Raw genomic sequence first — 19035 nt, 5'->3', positions numbered from 1 at the left:
GAGCCATGTTGTCGAGGAGACGGATCATGAAGACCAGCCTTGCCGCGGGTGCCGCCGCATTGTTCGCGGCCGCCGACGTCGGCCATGCAGCGGAGGCCAAGCTGAGCTGGAAACATTTTCCCGCAGGCCCCAATGGATTTTTTCGTGCGCCCGTCCTGCTTTCCGGTCCGACCGAGGCGGTACTGATCGACGGCGGCTTCTCCTATCCGGACGGACGCGCGCTCGTCGAGGCGATCAAGGCGAGTGGCAAGAAGCTCACCACCATCTATATCAGCCAATCCGATCCCGACTATTATTTCAGCCTGAAGCCGGTTCGCGAGGCCTTCCCGAATGCCAAGGTGCTGGCGGCGTCCGCGACGCTCGCGGCCATCAAGGCGAATGTGGAGAAGAAGCTCGCCGTCTGGGGACCGCAGCTCAAGGAGAACGGTCCGCAGACGCTCGCCGATGTCGTTCTGCCGGAAGCGTTCGATGGGGCTTCTCTTGCGGTTGACGGCGAGGCGATCGAAATCGTCAACGCCGAAGGTCTCGCCAACCGCCGCTATCTCTTCGTTCCGTCCTTGAATGCCGTGTTCGGCGGCGTGATGATCTTCTCCGGCGTGCATGTCTGGACCGCCGATACGCCGACCAAGGAGCAGCGCGCAGCCTGGGTCGCCAACCTCGACAAGATCGCGGCCCGCAAGCCGTCCCTGGTCGTGCCGGGTCACATGGCATCGGGCGTCGCCGTCGATCTTTCCGCTGTCGAGCACACCAGGACGTATCTGCTCGCGTTCGACGAAGAGCTGGCGAAGGCGGCTGACAGCGCTGCGCTGAAGGCTGCCATGAAAGCCCGCTTCCCGAATCTCGGCATGGGCGTCGCGCTCGATATCGGCTCCAAGGTTGCCAAGGGCGAGATGAAGTGGGGCTGAGCGGGAGAAGCTACGCCAGCGCGGCCGACAATTTGCGCATCACCCGGTCGAGCACCGCCACTTCTTCGGCGGTCAGCTCCCCAAGCAGCTTCGTCTCCCGCGCCAGCGCGTAAGGCACGATCTTGCGATAAAGCGCGCGACCGGCTGGGGTCAGCGAGACTATCAGCTCGCGCCGATCGTCGGGATGGTGCTTGCGGCCGGCGATGCCGCGCGCCTCCAGGCCCTGCACGGCGCGGCTGACCTGCATCTTGTCGAGCGTCGTCAGCGGGCCGATCTCCTTGGTCGCAATCTCCGGGCGCATGCCGAGGATGGCGAGCACGCGCCATTCCTGCCGTGTCAACGCAAAGCGCTCGGAATAGACCTCGGCAACCGCCAGAGACACCTGCTCGGCGAGGCGTGCCAGCCGGTACGGAAAATATCGCTGCAGGTCCAGCTCGACGCCATCCTGCGCCGCTGCGACTTTGGCCGCTTCCCCGCGTGCCACGCTCGAACGTCCCATCACGCGATTCCCGTCCGCCGATCCATCCGAAAAATTCCTCGAGTGGATTGATCCAGATCAAATTCAGGAAATAGTAACATCTGATACTAATTTCGCAACCGCAAGTCCAGGGAGCGAAACGCCATGAAAATCGAGAAGATCCATCACGTCGCCTATCGCTGCGTCGACGCCAAGGCCACTGTCGAGTTCTACAAGACCGTCATGAACATGGATCTTCTCGGCGCCATTGCCGAGGATCGGGTGCCTTCGACCAAGGCGCCCGATCCCTACATGCACATCTTTCTCGATGCCGGGAACGGCAACATCCTCGCTTTCTTCGAGCTGCCGAATTCGCCGCCGATGGGCCGCGATCCCAACACGCCGGAGTGGACCCAGCACATCGCCTTCCAGGTCAAGGACCTCGCCGAGCTGGAAGAGGCCAAGGCGCGCGCGGAGGCCGCCGGCCTCGACGTCGTCGGCGTCACCGACCACACCATCTTCAAGTCGATCTATTTCCGTGACCCGAGCGGCCATCGCCTGGAAATCGCGGCCTGGACCGCTACGCCCGAGCAGATCGACCGCATGAAGTCGGTCGCGCACGAGATGGTCGAGGAATGGTCGCGCACCAAGCGCCCGCCGCGCCACACCGCCTGGATGCACGAGAAGGAATTCGCGGACGCGCATTGATCCCAGGCACGCGCATCAGGAAGCGAACATGGCGAGCTACATCTATCCGAAGTTCGGTTACCGGCGCTCTCTGGAGCAGGCCGAGGGGATCGTGAAGCGGCATCCGATCGTGGTGATCGGCGCGGGTCCCATCGGCCTGACGGCGGCGCTCGACTGCGCCGCGCGCGGCCAGCCGGTCGTGGTGCTCGACGACAACGACACCGTCTCGATCGGCTCGCGCGCGGTCTGCTACGCCAAGCGTCCGCTCGAGATCTGGGACCGCCTCGACTGCGCGGCGCCCATGGTCGACCGCGGGGTGAGCTGGAATGTCGGGAGGGTCTTCTTCCAGGACCAGCTGTCCTACGAGTTCGATCTGTTGCCCGAGGCCGACCACCAATGGCCGGCCATGATCAATTTGCAGCAATATCATCTGGAGGAGATCCTGGTCGCCAAATGCAGGGCCAATCCGCTGATCGAGCTGCGCTGGAAGCACCGGCTGATCAGCCTGAAGCAGGCCGCCGACCATGCGACGCTGGCGGTGGAAACGCCCGACGGCATCTTCACCATGGAGGCGCAATGGCTGATCGCCTGCGACGGGGCCAATTCCGACGTGCGCAAGATGGTCGGCGCCGAGTTCGCGGGACAGTTCTTCCAGGACCGCTTCCTGATCGCCGACGTCGCCATGAAGGCGGATTTCCCGACTGAGCGCTGGTTCTGGTTCGATCCGCCGTTCCACCGCGGCCAGTCCGTGCTGCTGCACCGGCAGGCGGACAAGATCTGGCGCATCGACTTCCAGCTCGGCTGGGACGCCGATCCCGATGAGGAAAAGAGGCGGGAGCGGGTGATCCCGCGCATCCGCGCCATGCTCGGCGAGGAGACCGAGTTCGCGCTCGAATGGGTCTCGATCTATCAGTTCGCCTGCCGGCGCATCGACAATTTCCGCCAGGGCCGGGTGCTGTTCGCCGGCGACGCCGCGCATCAGGTCTCGCCGTTCGGCGCGCGCGGCGCCAACACCGGCGTCCAGGACATCGACAATCTCGCCTGGAAGCTCGCGATGGTGCTGCGCGGCGAAGCCTCGGAAGCGCTGCTCGACAGCTATCACGAAGAGCGCGCCTATGCCGCCGACGACAACATCCTGAACTCGACGCGCGCCACCGACTTCATCACGCCGAAGACGAGAGTGAGCCGCTATTTCCGTGACGCTGTGCTGGAGCTCGCCCGCCATCACGGCTTTGCGCGCCCGCTGGTCAACAGCGGCCGGCTCTCGACGCCGACGCCCTATGCGACGTCGGCGCTCAATACGCCTGACGACAACGCGATGATGGGCGGCGTGCGGCCCGGCACCAATGCGGCCGATGCGCCGATCACGGTGGATGGCAAGCCCTCCTGGTTCCTCCATTGTCTCGGCGATGGCTTCACGGTCGTGGCCTTTGGCAAGGAGACCGACAAGACCGAGATCGCGGTGGGGCCGCTCAAAGCGAAGTTCATTGTCGTCGGCCGCGACATCGCCGATCCCTCCGGCCTGCTTGCCGCGCGCTACGGCGCTTCGCCCGGAACCACCTACCTGTTCCGCCCCGATCAATACGTCGCGGCACGCTGGACCGGATTCGACGAGGCAAGCATCGCGGATGCGATGTTGCGGGCCTCCGGGCACGACACCACCGGACGGAAGGAGCTGGCAGCATGACGCTCAATTTGTCACCCAACATCGCCGATCCCGACGACTTCTACGCCGAACTGATCAACAGTCAGCGCGACCTCGACGAGGAGCAGGCGCTGCGGATGAACGCACGGCTGATCCTGCTGCTCGCCAATCACATCGGCGACCGCAAGGTCCTGACGGAGGCGATTGGCTGCGCCCGCAGGGGCGGCAGCTAGGCCGCGGGAACTCCGCCTCGGGATCGGGAGATCGCAGAAAGCAGCCGGCAGAACCGGCGGCAGGTTCCGTTTTGGGCGATCTCGCCGGGTGAATGCGGCACCGAGGTCAGTCGCGCCGAAAAGCCATCTGGGCAGAAGCCGCTTTCTTGACTTGGCTCAAGGTAAAATCGGTGAAGTTCGACACTTTCTTAGGCCCCACACCAAGGCCGGAGGAAGCACCATGCTAGGTCGAACCATTGCTGCAGCGTTGCTGTTCGTCACCTTGGGCCAGCCGGCGTTGGCTCAATCGCCGGCGGACCATCAAGGTCATCATCCCGGACAGGAGCAGACGCCTGCGTCGCCGCAATCGAGCTCTCCTGCCAGCCCGTCCGCCGAGCGGCAGAGTCCGATGCGCGGTGGAGATATGATGGGAATGATGGGGCGCGGAATGATGGGACAAGGAATGAAGGGGCATGGCACGGGCGGTGACGCCATGGAGCCGCCGGTCGTCTTCCGCATCATCTTCGCGCTGATGGATGCCGATGGTGACGGGACCCTCTCGTTGCCCGAGTTTCAAGTCGCTCACGAACGGATCTTCAAGGCAATGGATCGCGACAAGGACGGGAAGCTCACTTTCGAAGAGATGATGACGTTCATGCACAGGAGCAAGAGCTCCGTCCCGCAGCAATAGCGAGCGGATACCGGAGGGCGGGTGCGCCAAGCCATGTCGTTTGATCGGGTCTTGCGATGGGCTTTGGTTGCAATCGCAATCGCAGGGTTGACCGCGGGTATTCTCGCGCGAGCCGCGGGCCGACCTGATCTGGCCGATCTCGCCTGGGCGCTCGGCACGGCGCCCGTGATTGCAGGATTGGCGGCCTCGATCGTCCAGGACCTGCTGAGAGGCCGCGTCGGAGTGGACGCGATCGCGCTGCTGTCGATGAGTGCGGCGTTGGCGCTCGGACAGCCGCTCGCAGGCGCCGTGGTCGCGCTGATGTATTCCGGCGGCAATGTCCTGGAGGAGATCGCGATCGCACGGGCGGAGCATGATCTGAGATCCCTGGTTGATCGGGCGCCGCGGCAGGTCCATCGCAAGTCCGGCGAGCGGATCGAGGACGTTCCGATCGAGGACGTCGCGGTCGGCGAAGAGCTTCTGGTTAAAGCCGGCGAGATCGTGCCGGTCGATGGTGTCGTTGCGTCGGCCTTCGCTGCGATCGACGAGTCCGCGGTGACTGGCGAGCCGATTCCGATAGAGAAGACCCGCGGAAGCGCCGTTCTTTCCGGCTCTCTGAATGCGGGCGAGACCTTCCAATTGACCGTGACCGCGGCGGCCAGCGAGAGTACCTATGCGGGCATCGTGCGCATGGTGACTGTGGCGCAAACAGCGAGAGCTCCCTTTGTGCGGTTGGCCGACCGGTATGCGCTGATCTTCCTGCCGGTGACACTCGTCATGTCCTTCGTGGCATGGCACATCTCCGGCGACGTAACCCGCAGCCTTGCCGTGTTGGTGGCGGCGACGCCGTGTCCCTTGATTCTGGCCGCACCTGTCGCCTTCATCGCCGGGGTGGCGCAAGCGGCCCGCCGCGGCATCCTGGTCAAGGGCGGGAAGGCGCTGGAGGCGTTGGCCCATGCGCACACCGTGCTCTTCGACAAGACCGGTACCCTGACGGTGGGCGGAGCGCGGTTGCTGTCCGTAGAAGTCGCGCCGGGCGAGGATCCGGATGAGGTCCTCACGCTCGGGGCGTCGCTCGAGCAAGCTTCGCATCACGTGCTTGCGAAGGCCGTCGTCGCTGCGGCCCTCGCCAAGGGGCTCAAGCTGAAGCCGCCGGAACATGTCAAGGAGACCATGGGTTCCGGCCTCAGCGGCCAGATCGACGGACGCCAAGTCGTGGCGGGCTCGCGAGAGATGCTTCTCTCGCGTGCCGAGCTGTCACCATGGGCGTTGCGGGCGATTCGACGTGCCTCGTGGCGCTCGGCGCTGATCGTCCTCGTCGCGGTGGACGGCCGCCTGATCGGCGCGCTGCTGCTGGCCGACGAATTGCGGGCCGACACGCCACGAGCGATCCGGCTGTTGCGCGACGCCGGCATCGCGCGGATGGTGATGGTCACGGGTGATCGCGCCGCGGCGGCGCAGGCCATCGGAGCGGCGCTCGATCTCGATGCCGTGCTGGCCGATCGCGTTCCCTCGGACAAGGTCGAAGCGGTGCGTAGCGAACAGCGGCTGCATCCGACCATCATGGTCGGCGATGGCATCAATGACGCACCGGCGCTGGCCGTGGCTGACACGGGGATCGCGCTCGGTGCACGCGGTGCAAGCGCTTCCTCCGAGGCGGCAGATGTGGTGATTCTCACGGATCGGCTCGATCGGGTCGGCGAAGCGATCATCATCGCCCAGCGCGCGCGGCACATTGCCCTGCAAAGCATCTTCGTCGGGATGGGGTTGTCATTGGTAGCCATGGTCGCGGCCAGCCTTGGCTGGCTCGATCCCGTCCCCGCCGCGATCGTTCAGGAGGTGATCGATGTTGCCGTCATCCTGAACGCGCTGCGGGCGCTCAATCCGCCCCTCGTCAGGAGCGGTCCGCGCCTCACCGCGGAGCAGGGGCTGACGTTGCATCACGATCATCAGGCCCTGCTTAGGGATCTCGACCGCCTGCGGCAGATCGTCGATGCGCTGGACGATGCGGTGCCCGAATCCGCCGCGACTTTGATTGGCGAGGCCCACCGACTGGTCCAGGGCAGCGTCGTGATGCACGAACGCGAGGATGAAGACAGCGTCTATCCGAAGCTCAACGAGGTGCTGCGCGACCGCCACGGACTCTCTGCCATGAGCCGTGCGCATCGCGAGATACTGCATCTCGCGCGGCTGCTCGCCCGGATCGCGGAGGATCTGCCGTCAGAGAAGATCGACCGCTACCTCATTCGCGACGCTCAGCGCGTGATCGAGGCGATCGAAACGCTGGTGCGCATGCACACGGCCCAGGAGGAGGACATCTACGAGGCCGTGGCCGCATAGGCGGCAGCGGCAATCGACCTCAATGCTCCAGCGGTTGCCAGCCGGCATGGTCAAAATACTTGCCGTACTGAGCGAGCGCCCGCACGATCTTATTGGCTCCTTGATCGCGGCTGGTCCCGGCTTTCATCTTGGCCGCGCCGTCGATGATCTGCTCGAGGACGAGGTGAAGTTGCTGGTCGGCCTGCTCGGGCAGCTTGCAGTTTCCTACGACGTCATCGACCTGCGCCCGGATTCGCTTCGCCAGAGCCTCGTACTGCGCAGGCGTAAACACTTTGCCGTGAATGGGTGCCAGCGATTGCCTCATGGCAAGGCTGATGTCGTCCATGCCGCGGCGCAAGACGTCATCGGTCGGCCACTTCTTGCCGTGGTCGAGCACCGGCCCGGCGGTCGTGGTTGGTCCTTCATGCGTGTGTGGTCCGGCGGCGAGAGCAGACTGCCCCAGGACGAGACAGAGCGCGAGGGCTGCGGGTATGAGCGATTTGGTTGAGATGATCACGGGATTTCCTCCGAAGAGCTTCTTTGCTCTCAGGTGGGAGATTGCGGCATTCAGGAGTTTGCGCTGGAGCAAAGTCTTGAACGGAATGAGCTGCGGCCCCGCGACGCAGGATGCGTCGCGGGGCCGTTTCAGGCGGTCGTCAGGCGACGAGCTGAAAGAGAATCCTTCACGCTCAGCCTCGACCAGGTCCTGCAGCTCATCACGATCCGGCTTGAGTCAGCTCAATGCAACGCGGCGCGATCAGGTCAAGCTGGCGCCGTAACGTTGTGAGGCAACGACGGCATGGAGAAGCTCAAACGGGTATTTTGGGGCGGTCTGGCGGTTCTCGTCCTCCTGTGGCTGATTGCGGAGCCCCAGCCATTTGGGCCGGGCCCCTTCTTCCCACTTCGCGAGAGGATGGTGCAGCTGAGCGGCGTCCTGGCAATCGTTTGCATGAGCATGGCGATGATCCTCGCGCTGCGACCACGTTGGCCGGAGGCGTGGCTGGGCGGCCTCGACAAGATGTACCGCTTGCACAAATGGCTCGGTATCGCTGCCCTCGTGACTGCCATTATCCATTGGCTCTGGGCCAATGCCCCGAAATGGGCGGTCGGTTGGGGTTTGCTGACCCGACCGCAGCGTGGGGAAAGACCCGCCATCGAAAATCCGATTGAGGCCTTCTTTGCGGGCCTGCATGGACCGGCGGAGGGGCTGGGCGAGTGGGCCTTCTACGGCGCCGTCGTGCTGATTGCCTTGGCGCTCATTCAAATGTTCCCCTATCGGCTCTTCTACAAGACGCATCGGCTCCTCGCCGTCGCGTATCTGGTATTGGTGTTTCACGCCGTCACGCTGATGAAGTTCAGCTACTGGATGTCGCCGCTCGGCTGGATCGTGGGGGCGCTGCTTGCGTTCGGGACATGGGCGGCGGCTGTCGCGCTGTTGCGGCGCATTGGCGCCCGTCGCCAGGTCCAGGGCAGGATCACCGCGCTCAAATATTATCCCGGCGTCAGGGCAATCGAGACCGAGATCGAGGTGCCCCATGGCTGGCCGGGGCATAGGCCGGGCCAGTTCGCCTTCGCCACGTCCGATGTCTCCGAGGGCGCGCATCCCTACACGATCGCATCGTGCTGGAATGCTGCAGAGCCCAGGATCATCTTCATCACTAAGGAACTCGGGGACCACACCAGCCGGCTGCGGGAGAAGCTCCGTGTCGGGCAGAAGGTGAAGGTGGAAGGGCCCTATGGCTGCTTCACCTTCGATGACGATTGCTCGCACCAGATCTGGATCGGCGGTGGTATCGGCATCACGCCCTTCGTTGCCCGCATGAAACAGATGGCCATGCCGAAGGATATTCCAGGTTGCTCCGTCGCGCAGGCGGTTGACCTCTTTCACACCACCACTGATGTGGATGAGGAAGCCCTCGGCAAGCTCGCAGCAGATGCGCGCTCGGCGAATGTTCGTCTCCACGTCCTCATCGACGCCCGTCACGGACGACTGACCGGCGAACGCATTCGCGAAACCGTGCCGCAATGGCGCGAGGCGAGCATCTGGTTCTGTGGTCCGGCGGGTTTCGGGGAAGCGCTCAGACGAGACCTTAGCGCGCACGGCTTCCCCGTCGAACAGCGGTTTCATCAGGAGCTGTTCGCGATGCGATGATGAAAGCCGCACGTCCATCTCGCTTCCCAACTTGCCCTCGCAGCCAGTCCCTGTAATCTGCGGAAAACAACGGGCAAGCGGCGCAGGGAAGGGATCGATGGGAGGAGTCTTGGAGGGCGTGCGGGTGCTCGATTTCGGGCGCTATATCGCCGGGCCCTATTGCGCGACCTTGCTGGCCGAATTCGGCGCCGAGGTCATTCGCGTCGAGAAGCGCGAAGGCAGCGAGGATCGCTTCGTCGCGCCGGTCGGCGAAGGCGGCGAGGGCGCGCTGTTCCTCCAGGTCAACCGCAACAAGAAGTGCATCACGCTTGATCCGATGAAGCCGGAGGGGCAGGCGGTGATGCGGCGCCTGGTCGCGACCGCGGATGTCGTCGTCGCCAATCTGCCGCCGCAGACCCTGCGCGCGATGAAGCTCGACTACGAGTCCTTGAAGGGGATCAAGCCCGACATCATCCTGACGACGGCAACCGCGTTCGGCGGGCCGGGGCCGTGGTCCGACCGGGTCGGCTTCGACGGCGTCGGGCAGGTCATGTCGGGATCGGTCTACATGACGGGCGCCGGCGACCCGCCATATCGGGCCGCGGTGAACTGGGTCGATTTCGGCACCGCGCTGCACTGCGCGTTCGGTACGCTCGCAGCGCTGATCGAACGCGGCAAATCCGGCCGTGGGCAGGTCGTCGAGGGCGCGCTGCTCGCAACCGCGCTGTCCTTCACCAACGCGACGCTGATCGAGCAGGCGGTGATCAACGTCAATCGCGTTCCGACGGGGAATCTCGGCCAGACCGCGGCGCCCGCCGACATCTACCGCACGCGGGACGGCTGGGTGCTGTGTCAGGTCACGGGACATCCCCTGTTCAAGCGCTGGGCGAGGCTGATGGGCGAGGAGGAATTGTGGCTGAACGATCCGCGCTTTGCCGACGACATCAGCCGCGGCAACAACGGTCCCGTCATCAGCGAGCGGATGGCGCGCTGGTGCGCCGGGCGCACCACGCAGGAGGCCGTCGATGCGCTGGGAGGTGCGATGATCCCGACCGGGCCTGTCCTCTCACCGCAACAGGCGCTGGACCATCCGCACGTCCGCGCCGCCGGCTTCATGCAGGACGTCGATTATCCCGGCCTGCCGAAGCCCGCCCCGGTGACGCGCGCCGCGGTCCGGCTGTCGGAAACGCCGGGCGAGATTTCGAGCCGACCGCCGACGCTCGGGGAACATACCGATCGAGTCCTCGCTGAACTCGGCTATGACGAAGCCGAGATTGCGGCGCTTCGGCAGAGCGGTGTCATCTAGAGCAATTGCTTCAACGCCTTGGCGTCCGCGGGTGCCGCGCTCTTTTGGTCGTTGTCGAAATAGACATAGACGTCGCAGCCCTGCCGCTTCCAGGACTTGATGCGCCTTGCCCATTGCGCCAGCGCGGCCTTCGTATAGTGCCCGTGATAGCGCCCGCCCGGCCCGTGACCGCGCACATAGACGAAATCCGCCGTGCGCTTCCACGGCGCCGGCGCGTCGTGATGGTCGGATAGGCACAGCGAGATGTTCTCATCCGCGAGCATGCGCAGGATGCGCGGCTGGTACCAGCTCGGATGACGGAATTCGAAGCTGTAACGCCGTTTCCGCGACAACAGCTTGAAGAAGGACGCGAGGCGGTCTGCGTCCGCCTGGAATTGCGGCGGCAGCTGGAACAGGATCGGGCCGGCCTTGCCGCCGAGCCGTGAGATGCGGTCCTCCAGCAGCTCGAGGCTGTTGACCGAGCGGTCCGACAGGCGTTTCCAGTGCGTGATGAATTTCGACGCTTTCCAGGCGAAGACGAAATCGCGGCCGGTCTGCTCGCGCCAGCCTTTCACCGCGTCGGGCGTCGGCGTGCGGTAGAACACGCCGTTCAGCTCCGTGGTGTCGAATTGTCCGGCGTAATAGCTGAGCTGCTGCTTCAACGTCACGCCTTCAGGAAAGAACGGACCGCGCCAGGATTTGTAGTGCCAGCCGGAAGTTCCGATCAGAACGCGCGCCATTTTTCACGTGCCATCCGTTGGGCGCGGCGGGAGCTGCCGCGCTTTGCAGGAGGAAACGTCGATGCGGGCGATATGTTGCTGTCGGCGCGCGGTCGCTAATTCGACGCCAGCGCCGTCTTGGCCACCTCCGCCATCCAGCTCGATGCCACCGGCAGGATCGCGTCGTTGAAATCGTAGCGCGGGCCGTGCAGCTCGGCGCCGTCGCGGAGCTCGCCATTGCCGATCCAGACGAACGCGCCCGGCCGCTGCTGGAGATAATGGGCAAAATCCTCGCCGGCCATGCTGGGCGCGAGGTCGCGCCGCAGCTCGGCCTGCACCTTCTCGGCGGCGATCCGCGCAAGGCCCGCTTCATCAGGCGTGTTGACCACGACGCCGACGCCCCAGACGATCTCGGGCGTGACCTTGACGCCGAAGCTCGTCGCGATCCCGGCGCAGGTCCGTTCGATGCCGCCGAGGATGACGTCCTTGACCGCCTCGCGATGGTACCGCAGCGTGCCGCGGATGGTGACGCGTCCGGCGATCTGGTTCGGCGCGGTGCCGCCTTCGATGGTGCAGAGCGAGAGCACGGCGGTGTCGAGCGGATCGACGCTGCGCGCGGTGATCGATTGCAGCGCCACGATCAGATGGCCGGCCGCCACAACGGGATCGCGCGTCAGATGCGGCATGCCGGCGTGGCCGGCATGGCCCTCGATGGTGATGGTGATGCGGCCGCCGGAGGCCATGACGACGCCGTCGTGCACGGCGATGGTGCCGGCGGCAAGGCCCGGCCAATTGTGGAAGCCGAACACGCGTTCCATCGGAAAGCGGTCGAACAGCCCGTCCGCGACCATCGCGCGCGAGCCGCCAAAGCCTTCCTCGGCCGGCTGGAAGATGAAATCGACCGTGCCGCTCCAGGTGCCGTCGGCAGCGAGCAGCGCGGCGGCACCGAGCAGCGAAGCGGTGTGTCCGTCATGGCCGCAGGCATGCATCACGCCCGATGTCCTGGACGCGTAGGGCAGGCCGGTGTCCTCGGTGATCGGCAGCGCATCCATGTCGGCGCGCAGCCCGACCCGCCTTTGCGCATGGCCGCGCGTCAAGGTCGCGACGACGCCATGGCCGCCGATGCCGGCCTCGAAGGGAATGCCAAGCTCGGTGAGCTTCTCCTGTACGAAGGCAGCGGTCTCCTTCTCCTGCAGCGACAGCTCCGGATGCGCATGAAGGTGCCGGCGCCATTCGGTCAATTTCTGGTGCAACTCGGGGGACAAGATAGGAGCTTTCGTCAGGAGGAACGGCTATCGCCAGCATAACCGAATATTGAGTCGGCGCATCAAGGGCCAGCGAATGCCTCGTGTGCAGCAGCACCGTCATGGCCGGGCTTGACCCGGCCATCCACGTCTTGAAAGCCTACTCAGCCAGCTTCGCCAGCCCTTCCCAGTCGAAGCTGATGCCGTGCCCCGGCCGATCGGGCGCGAGCGCCTTGCCGTCCTGAAGCACCAGCGGGTCCTCGATGTACTTGTCCAGCCCGAAGCCGTGCGCCTCCAGATAGGAGCGGTTCGGGCAGGCCGCGAGCAGATGCACGGTGATGTCGTGCGCGCCGTGGCTGGTCACGGGCAGGTTGAACGCTTCCGCCAGCCGCGCGACCTTCATGAAGGCGCCGACACCGCCGCAATTGGTGACGTCAGGCTCCGGATACGACACCGCGCCCGCCGCGATGTAGTTCTTGAACTCCCACAGCGAGCGCAAATTCTCGCCAGCCGCGATCGGCACGCCACCTTCCTGCATGATGCGGACGTGGCCGACGACATCGTCGGGGATGATCGGCTCCTCGAGCCAGGTGAGGTCGTAGGGAACAAAGGCGCGCGCCGCGCGAATCGCCTCTTCGACCGTCCATTTCATGTTGGCGTCCACCATCAGCGGAAAGCCGTCGCCGAGGTGCTGCCGCATCGCGGCGACCTTGGCGACGTCGGATTTCAGGTCGGGTCGGCCGACCTTCATCTTGATGGCGCGAAAGCCCTTGGCGAGATTGCCGTCGGTCTGCGCGAGCAGTTCATCGACAGAAAGATCGAGGTCGATGCCGCCGGCATAGCATGGCACGCGCGCATCGAAGCCGCCGAGCAATTGGTACAGCGGCAGCTTGGCGCGCCGCGCCTTCAGGTCCCACAGCGCGATGTCGAGCGCGGAGAGCGCCAGCACCACCGGCCCGCCGCGCCCGCCATAATGCAGCGCCCACCAGACATGATGCCAGATCGCTTCGGTATCGTCGGCCTCGCGGCCCTCGATCAGCGGCGGGATCTCCCGCTTGAGGATATCCGCCGTCGCCCCGCCATTGCGTCCCACCGTATAGGTGTAGCCCACACCTTCCGCGCCGTCGGCGTCGCGGATGCGGCAGGTGATCAGCTCGAACGCCGCGATCTCGCCATGCGTGGAGTCGGAGAGCGTGACGGGGAGGGGGATTCGATAGAGGGCGGATTCGATCTTTGCGATGCGTGGCATGTGGCCTCCCTGTTTTTCTTTTTGCTTCGTAGGTGGGGTAGCGAAGCGTAACCCACCACGTCTCTCGCCTCGGATACCAATGAGGTGGGTTACGCTTTCAGCTAACCCACCCTACGAGCCTGCCTCAACGCATCGTTGCAATCTGCACGGCCAGCGCGCAGGCGCGGTCGTATTCATCGAGATTGATCCACTCGTCGATCGTGTGGGCCTCGTTCTGTCCTGCCCCGAACGTCACGGTCGGAATGCCGTGACGGACCATCCAGTTGGCGTCGAGGCCGCCATTGGCGGTGCGCACGTTGGGCGTACCGCCGACCGCGGACACGGCTTCGACCGCGCGCTTGATCACTGGCTGGCTGTCCTTCATGCGGAAAGGAAAATAGTCTGTCTCGGCCTTGAACTTGACCTTGCCGGACTTGCCTTGCGCGTTGGTCACTTTCTTGGCGGCCTTCTCGAACGCGGCCTTGTAGGCCTTGGTGATCTCCTTGAAGAACTTGCCGTCGTGGCTGCGGCTCTCGCCGCGCACATGGACGTAGTCGGTGACGACGTTGGTGGCATCGCCCGCGGGGCGGCCTTCGCCGCCGGTGACCGGGCCGACATTGCTGGTGCCCATCCGCTCGCTCGCGCCCTTGCCCTTCACCACCTTGCCGAACCAGCCGCCGGCCTGCACGTCGGCGAGCGCGAGCGACATGATCATGGTCGAGGAGATGCCGCGCTCGGGCGCGACGCCGGCATGCGAGGCGCGGCCGAAGATCTCGACGCTCCAGCGGTCGGCGCCGACCGCGCCGATCACGACGTTGGAGGCCGCGCCGCCGTCATAGTTGAAGGCCATCACCGGCGATCCGAGCTCGTCGAGCTTGACGTGGCGCGCGCCATAGAGCCCGCTCTCCTCGCGCACGCAGAACAGCAGCGTGATCGGGGGATGGTCGAGCTTCTGCTTTTCGAGCTCGGCCGCCAGCGTCACCAGCACGCCGCAGCCGCAGCGATTGTCGCCGCCCAGCGCGGTCCTGGCCTCGTTGACGATCTTGCGGCCCGATTTCTTCGGTTTGGCGCCGGCGCAGAGCGGCACGGTGTCCATGTGGGTCATGAACATGATGCGCGGCTGGTTGTGCAGCGCGCCGCGGCCGGGCAGGTCGACGATGAGGTTTCCGGTCTCGGTCGGAACGGGAATGCGCGTGTTGGCGTCGTCGAGCCGGATCGCCTTGGCCGGCACGCCGCTCTCCTTCAGCGCGGCCGTGAGCTCACGCCCGATCGCCGCCTCCTGTCCGGTCACGCCCTCGACGGCGAGGAAGCGCATGAGACGGTCGGTGGCGGCTTTGGTATCGACAGGCATGATTGTTTCCTTTGGCGAGCGGAGCGCGTCATCCTATGGGCTTGACGAGGTGTAAGCCAAGAAGATCAGCACGCCCGATGCCAGCATGGCAGCCATGAACAGCAGCACGGCCGGCAACCCGGCAAGCGCCGCCACCGCTCCCGTCACCGATTGCATCAGCGCCGCGCCGAGGAAGAAGGCGAGGTTGACCGCCGCGAGCGCCTTGCCCGCCATTTGCGCGTCGACCACTTGCCGGGACATGCCGAACAGCAGCGGCTGGGCGGAGGTCGCAAGGCCGATCAGCACGAACAGCACGAGGTCATATTGCGGCGGCATCACGGGCACCCCCGATAGCACGGATACCGCATGATGCGGCGCCCCGAGCGCCATCAGTGCCAGCAGCAGCGCCCCGACCATATGCGAGCCCGCCACCAGCGCGCGGCGGCGACCCAACCTGCGGTCGATCATGCCGATGCACAGTGGCCCCGCGATCATCGCCAGCGTGAAGGCGCCGAGCTGGTTGCCCGCCTCGACCCGCGACAAGCCCTTCACGTCCATCAGCCACGGGCCGCCCCACAGGCCGCGTAGCACCAATGATGTCGCCAGCGACACCAGCGCAAGCGCGATCAATCCGCGCAACGGGCGCGAGAGACCGAGCCTGAGCACCTCGATCATCTGCGACAAAGGCGAAGACTCGTCCTTGTGTTCAGCCTGCTGGTGAGGAACCAGAACGAATACTGCAAGCGCGACCGCGACCCCGCCGATCGCAGACATCCAGAACCCGGCGCGCCAGCCATAGGCGTCCACGACGAACGCGAGCGGGCTCGACGACAACAGCATGCCGATATTGCCGATCGAGAGGATCGCGCCCGACCACAGGCCGAAGCGCGCCGCCGACAATTGCTTGGCCGCCAGCGTCATCGGGCACATCAGCATGCCCGACGTGGCAACGCCCAGCATGAACTGCCCGACCGCAAAGCTCGCAGCCCCCGTGGCAAAGCCCGACGCCATCGCGCCGAATACGGTCCCCGCGAGCAGGCTCAGCGAGACCGGCCGCACGCCAAACCGGTCCATCGCCGCCCCGACCGGGATCTGAGCCGCGGCAAAGGCAAAGGGATAGATCGAGGTGAGGCTCGCCAGCGCCTGCGGCTCGATATGGAAATCGGCCGCCATGAGGTCGAGGCTGACCGCCGGAATGGTGCGCAGCAAGGTGGAGAGCATGTGGCCGCAGGCGAGGGCGAGCAGCGCGAAGATCAGCGCGCGGGTGGCGTTGCCCGCGTCGTCGTTGGTGGCCATGGGCGTCCCGTCCCGAGGGGGTTTCGGGTGGGGATACATGATGGCGGGGCGGGCGCCAATGGCGGCAGCGCGCCCCCCTCATTCCGGATTGTGGCTTCAGCCGGCAATCAGCACGGCGTTTGCCGCCTGTCTGCGGGCCGACACGACGACGCGACTGATCGTATTGCCGGCCTCAGGCGGCGGTTATGAACCAGGACGGCCGCCAGACGTTGTCCTTGGGGAAACGTGGCGTCCTGCCAGGACGCGCCTTCACCTGCGGCCAGCGGCGGCAATGTCTTCATCCGAGAGTACAAGTCAAACGGCCAGCGAGGCGGCCCGCCGAGAGCGGAGGAGGAGCAATTCCTTGCTCTTGGTTCTCGCCGTGGGATTCCTTGTCTTTGGCGCCGCGGCGGGCGCTCTCTATTATACGTTGCGGCCGGACACCCTCCGCATTGCCGTTGGACCACCAGGCAGCGACGACTACAAAGTCATTCAGGCGATGGCCGATGCGTTCGGCGACGAAAGTCGGACGATCAGGCTGCTTCCGATCGAGACCAACGGAGCGGTGGAGGCTCTCGCGCTGCTTGGGGCTGGCAAGACCGACCTCGCCGTCGGCCGGGGCGACCTGGACATGCCTGCCGAGGCGCAGACCGTCGCCGTCGTGCGCAAGAACTTCGTCGTGCTGTGGGCTCCGTCTGGATCTGCGGGCAAGGGCTCGAAGAGAAAGCTCGCGCCGAGAATCAAGGAGGTCGCCGATCTCGCAGGGCGCCGCGTCGGCGTGATCGGCCGGACCCCGGTGAACGCCGCGTTGCTACGCGTCATCCTGAGCGCCTCCGGAGTCGAAGCGGACAAGGTCATCGTGACACACGTCGGCACGGACCAGACTGAGGAGCTGGCACGCGATCTTACCATCGATGCATTCATGGCGGTCGGGCCGCTCGACAGCAAAGTCACGTCCGATGCCGTGGCTGCAACGGCGCGCCTGCGCGGCGAGCCGAAATTTCTCGCCATCGAGACGTCGGAAGCGATCGCCCTGAAGCATCCACGGTATGAATCGGAGGAAATTCCGCCCAGCGTCTTCAATGCGGATCCGGCCTGGCCGGGCGACAAGGTTGAAACGGTCAGCGTCAGCCACCTCATCGTCGCGAGAAAGTCTCTGCCTGAAACGACAGTCGCTGCCTTTTTCCGTCAGCTCTTTGCCGTTCGCCAGGCGATTGCAAGGCAGGTCCCGGGCGCTGCGCACATCACCAAGCCTGATGTCGACAAGGACACGGAGCTGCCGGTGCATCGGGGAGCGGCGGCTGTCATCGATGGAAACGAACGTACTTTCCTCGACCGATACGGCGATTACTTCTGGTTCGGGCTCCTGCTTCTCTCCGGGATCGGCTCGGCCGCTGCCTGGTTGCGTCGCTATTTGAATCGCGACGAAAGAGAGGAGACCACCGACCACCGTAAGAGAATCCTGGCCATGGTGTCCAGCGCGCGAACCGCGGGATCGAGCCAGGAGCTTCTGGTTCTGCAGCGCGAGGCCGACGCCATCATAGCTGAAACGCTCGAATGCTACGACGACGGCGCTATCGAGGAAGAAGAGCTCGCAGCATTCGGTCTGGTGCTCGGCCTGTTGAGCAACGCCATCGCGGAGAGACGAGCCGCGCTGCAGCCCGCCAACTTCGAAACCGTTCGAGGCGGGGCGAGCGCGCCGCGAGGTTGAGACGACCGGCGCTGCGACGCAATTAGTCTACAATGCCAAGGCGGGACCGAGGTCGTAGCCGGGAAGATCAACTTACGCTTGTGAGACCCGCTGTCGACGCGGTCGAAGTTCTCTGCGCCGACACGCATCCCTTGTCTATCGCGCCTCCTATCGTCGTCGTCTCGTCTATTCCGTCATTCAGTACGCGTGGTCTGATGAAGATTCGGAACAAAAGAGACGTCACCGCTCTTACCTTGGTCAGGAGACCTGCTCATGCTGTGCTCAAGGCCGCCACGGGTCATTCGCACGACGCTTGATCTTGCGAACGCAAAGCAGGTCAAGTCCGTTCGAAAGCGCCTCAAGATCTCCGATGCCGATCTGGTCAGGATCGTCGAAAAGATCGGCAACTCCCTGACGGCCATAGAGAAGGAAGTTCAGCTCGAAAAGCTCGAGCTCGTGGAGCAGAGCAGCGCCAAGGATGGACTCAAGGGTGGACTCACGTCCCCCGGATAGATTCGGTTACCCCATCGAAAAGGAGAACTCCGATGAACGGCCTGATTTACCTCATAGGATTAGTCGTCGTGATCGCAGCCATTCTGTCGTTCTTTGGTCTGCGTTGACCGCTCTTCCTGTGCGTTCGCGATGCGCCACCTCTTCCGGGTGAATCCGTTCGCAACTTCGCGTGCATCAAATGGATGATTTGCACCAGGTGAATACCATCATCGCCACGACCATTTGCGCGTTCTTCAAGGGACACCCCGACACGCAGATCGGGACCGAAGAGGCCAAGCTGCTGGCGAAGCAGATTGCCCAGGCGCTGGATGAGGCAGGGCTGCAGATTTCCGCTGTCGATCCGGCGAACGCGCCGCGCTAGCTTTTCGGCTGGCACCCGGTGATGTGGCCCGGCGCTGCAGCACTTCGCGCGGGCGAATGCGTCCTGGAATTGTCGTGGGCAAGGGGCGCGGCGGTGTCGCTCATGTCCTTCTGAACGATCTGTCGCCTCGACGCTTCCGATCTACCTGCTTTCCTTTTAGTCCGGATCCAGCTCCCCCAGCAGCTTCCCCGCCTCGTCCAACAGCTCCCGGATCGCCCTTCGTTCCGCGATCCGCTCCTGCGTGAAGGCGCCATGCTTCTGGGCATTGCGGTTTCCCCATGGCGCGCCCGATCCGGGCGCGCCGCCGTGCATGCGGCAGCGGAGCTTGCCGCGCACCGCCGGCGCGCGGCAGGCGAGGCCGCCG

General features: G+C 64.9%; 19 protein-coding genes. 11 read left to right on the top strand and 8 right to left on the bottom strand.

Annotated elements, in window-relative coordinates:
• The first annotated feature begins 5 nt into the window (after positions 1-5).
• On the top strand, positions 6-905 hold the full coding sequence (locus XI03_RS19525) for an MBL fold metallo-hydrolase (RefSeq protein WP_271592964.1): 900 nt from the start codon (positions 6-8) through the stop codon (positions 903-905).
• 10 nt (positions 906-915) lie between these two features.
• On the opposite strand, the gene XI03_RS19520 is transcribed toward XI03_RS19525, so the two are convergent.
• The gene (locus XI03_RS19520) at positions 916-1404 is read right to left on the bottom strand and encodes a MarR family winged helix-turn-helix transcriptional regulator (RefSeq protein ID WP_038946918.1); all 489 of its coding nucleotides are present in this window, start codon (positions 1402-1404) and stop codon (positions 916-918) included.
• Positions 1405-1527: 123 nt separating this feature from the next.
• Here XI03_RS19520 and XI03_RS19515 point away from each other — a divergent pair, with 123 nt between their 5' ends.
• From XI03_RS19515 to XI03_RS19495, 5 genes are all read left to right on the top strand, one after another.
• The gene (locus XI03_RS19515; protein WP_028143158.1) at positions 1528-2070 is read left to right on the top strand and encodes a VOC family protein; all 543 of its coding nucleotides are present in this window, start codon (positions 1528-1530) and stop codon (positions 2068-2070) included.
• Between the two features lie 28 nt (positions 2071-2098).
• On the top strand, positions 2099-3736 hold the full coding sequence (locus XI03_RS19510; protein ID WP_271592963.1) for an FAD-dependent oxidoreductase: 1638 nt from the start codon (positions 2099-2101) through the stop codon (positions 3734-3736).
• Positions 3733-3927, top strand: a complete 195-nt coding sequence (locus XI03_RS19505) for a DUF2783 domain-containing protein (protein WP_028143156.1) — start codon at positions 3733-3735, stop codon at positions 3925-3927. The genes XI03_RS19510 and XI03_RS19505 overlap by 4 nt, the downstream gene beginning before the upstream one ends.
• A gap of 220 nt (positions 3928-4147) precedes the next feature.
• Positions 4148-4597: an EF-hand domain-containing protein gene (locus XI03_RS19500; RefSeq protein ID WP_271592962.1), complete on the top strand. Its 450-nt coding sequence runs from the start codon at positions 4148-4150 to the stop codon at positions 4595-4597.
• Between the two features lie 33 nt (positions 4598-4630).
• The gene (locus tag XI03_RS19495; protein ID WP_271592961.1) at positions 4631-6916 is read left to right on the top strand and encodes a heavy metal translocating P-type ATPase; all 2286 of its coding nucleotides are present in this window, start codon (positions 4631-4633) and stop codon (positions 6914-6916) included.
• A gap of 19 nt (positions 6917-6935) precedes the next feature.
• On the opposite strand, the gene XI03_RS19490 is transcribed toward XI03_RS19495, so the two are convergent.
• Complete coding sequence (locus tag XI03_RS19490) at positions 6936-7412, bottom strand: hypothetical protein (RefSeq protein WP_271592960.1); 477 nt, start codon at positions 7410-7412, stop codon at positions 6936-6938.
• 282 nt (positions 7413-7694) lie between these two features.
• Between XI03_RS19490 and XI03_RS19485 the strand changes: the two genes are divergently transcribed.
• The gene (locus tag XI03_RS19485) at positions 7695-9047 is read left to right on the top strand and encodes a ferredoxin reductase family protein (protein ID WP_028143152.1); all 1353 of its coding nucleotides are present in this window, start codon (positions 7695-7697) and stop codon (positions 9045-9047) included.
• A gap of 97 nt (positions 9048-9144) precedes the next feature.
• Positions 9145-10332, top strand: a complete 1188-nt coding sequence (locus XI03_RS19480) for a CaiB/BaiF CoA transferase family protein (protein WP_271592959.1) — start codon at positions 9145-9147, stop codon at positions 10330-10332.
• Here XI03_RS19480 and XI03_RS19475 read toward each other — a convergent pair.
• From XI03_RS19475 to XI03_RS19455, 5 genes are all read right to left on the bottom strand, one after another.
• Positions 10329-11051 carry a DUF72 domain-containing protein gene (locus XI03_RS19475; RefSeq protein ID WP_271592958.1) on the bottom strand — a complete coding sequence of 241 codons (723 nt, stop codon included), beginning with the start codon at positions 11049-11051 and terminating at the stop codon, positions 10329-10331. The genes XI03_RS19480 and XI03_RS19475 overlap by 4 nt on opposite strands.
• 95 nt (positions 11052-11146) lie before the next feature.
• Entirely contained in the window at positions 11147-12295 is a 1149-nt protein-coding gene (locus XI03_RS19470; RefSeq protein ID WP_271592957.1) for an amidohydrolase, read from the bottom strand.
• 139 nt (positions 12296-12434) lie between these two features.
• Positions 12435-13523 carry a mandelate racemase/muconate lactonizing enzyme family protein gene (locus tag XI03_RS19465; protein WP_271592956.1) on the bottom strand — a complete coding sequence of 363 codons (1089 nt, stop codon included), beginning with the start codon at positions 13521-13523 and terminating at the stop codon, positions 12435-12437.
• Positions 13524-13647: 124 nt separating this feature from the next.
• Entirely contained in the window at positions 13648-14853 is a 1206-nt protein-coding gene (locus XI03_RS19460) for a M20/M25/M40 family metallo-hydrolase (protein WP_271592955.1), read from the bottom strand.
• A 33-nt stretch (positions 14854-14886) separates the two neighbouring features.
• Positions 14887-16128: an MFS transporter gene (locus XI03_RS19455; RefSeq protein WP_271592954.1), complete on the bottom strand. Its 1242-nt coding sequence runs from the start codon at positions 16126-16128 to the stop codon at positions 14887-14889.
• A 271-nt stretch (positions 16129-16399) separates the two neighbouring features.
• Here XI03_RS19455 and XI03_RS19450 point away from each other — a divergent pair, with 271 nt between their 5' ends.
• The 3 genes from XI03_RS19450 to XI03_RS19440 all read left to right on the top strand — a co-directional run bounded on the left by XI03_RS19450 (position 16400) and on the right by XI03_RS19440 (position 18671).
• Entirely contained in the window at positions 16400-17818 is a 1419-nt protein-coding gene (locus tag XI03_RS19450; RefSeq protein ID WP_271592953.1) for a TAXI family TRAP transporter solute-binding subunit, read from the top strand.
• A 252-nt stretch (positions 17819-18070) separates the two neighbouring features.
• On the top strand, positions 18071-18310 hold the full coding sequence (locus tag XI03_RS19445; protein ID WP_049801728.1) for a DUF3606 domain-containing protein: 240 nt from the start codon (positions 18071-18073) through the stop codon (positions 18308-18310).
• 178 nt (positions 18311-18488) lie between these two features.
• Positions 18489-18671 carry a hypothetical protein gene (locus tag XI03_RS19440; protein WP_038971801.1) on the top strand — a complete coding sequence of 61 codons (183 nt, stop codon included), beginning with the start codon at positions 18489-18491 and terminating at the stop codon, positions 18669-18671.
• Between the two features lie 156 nt (positions 18672-18827).
• On the opposite strand, the gene XI03_RS19435 is transcribed toward XI03_RS19440, so the two are convergent.
• Positions 18828-19035, bottom strand: a 208-nt coding sequence (locus XI03_RS19435) for an HGGxSTG domain-containing protein (protein ID WP_271592952.1), incomplete at its 5' end; no start/stop codon positions are given.

Source organism: Bradyrhizobium sp. CCBAU 65884 (assembly GCF_028128835.1).
GTDB lineage: Bacteria > Pseudomonadota > Alphaproteobacteria > Rhizobiales > Xanthobacteraceae > Bradyrhizobium > Bradyrhizobium ottawaense.
Note: the sequence above shows the minus strand (reverse complement) of the source record. Positions and strands in the feature narration are given on the sequence as shown.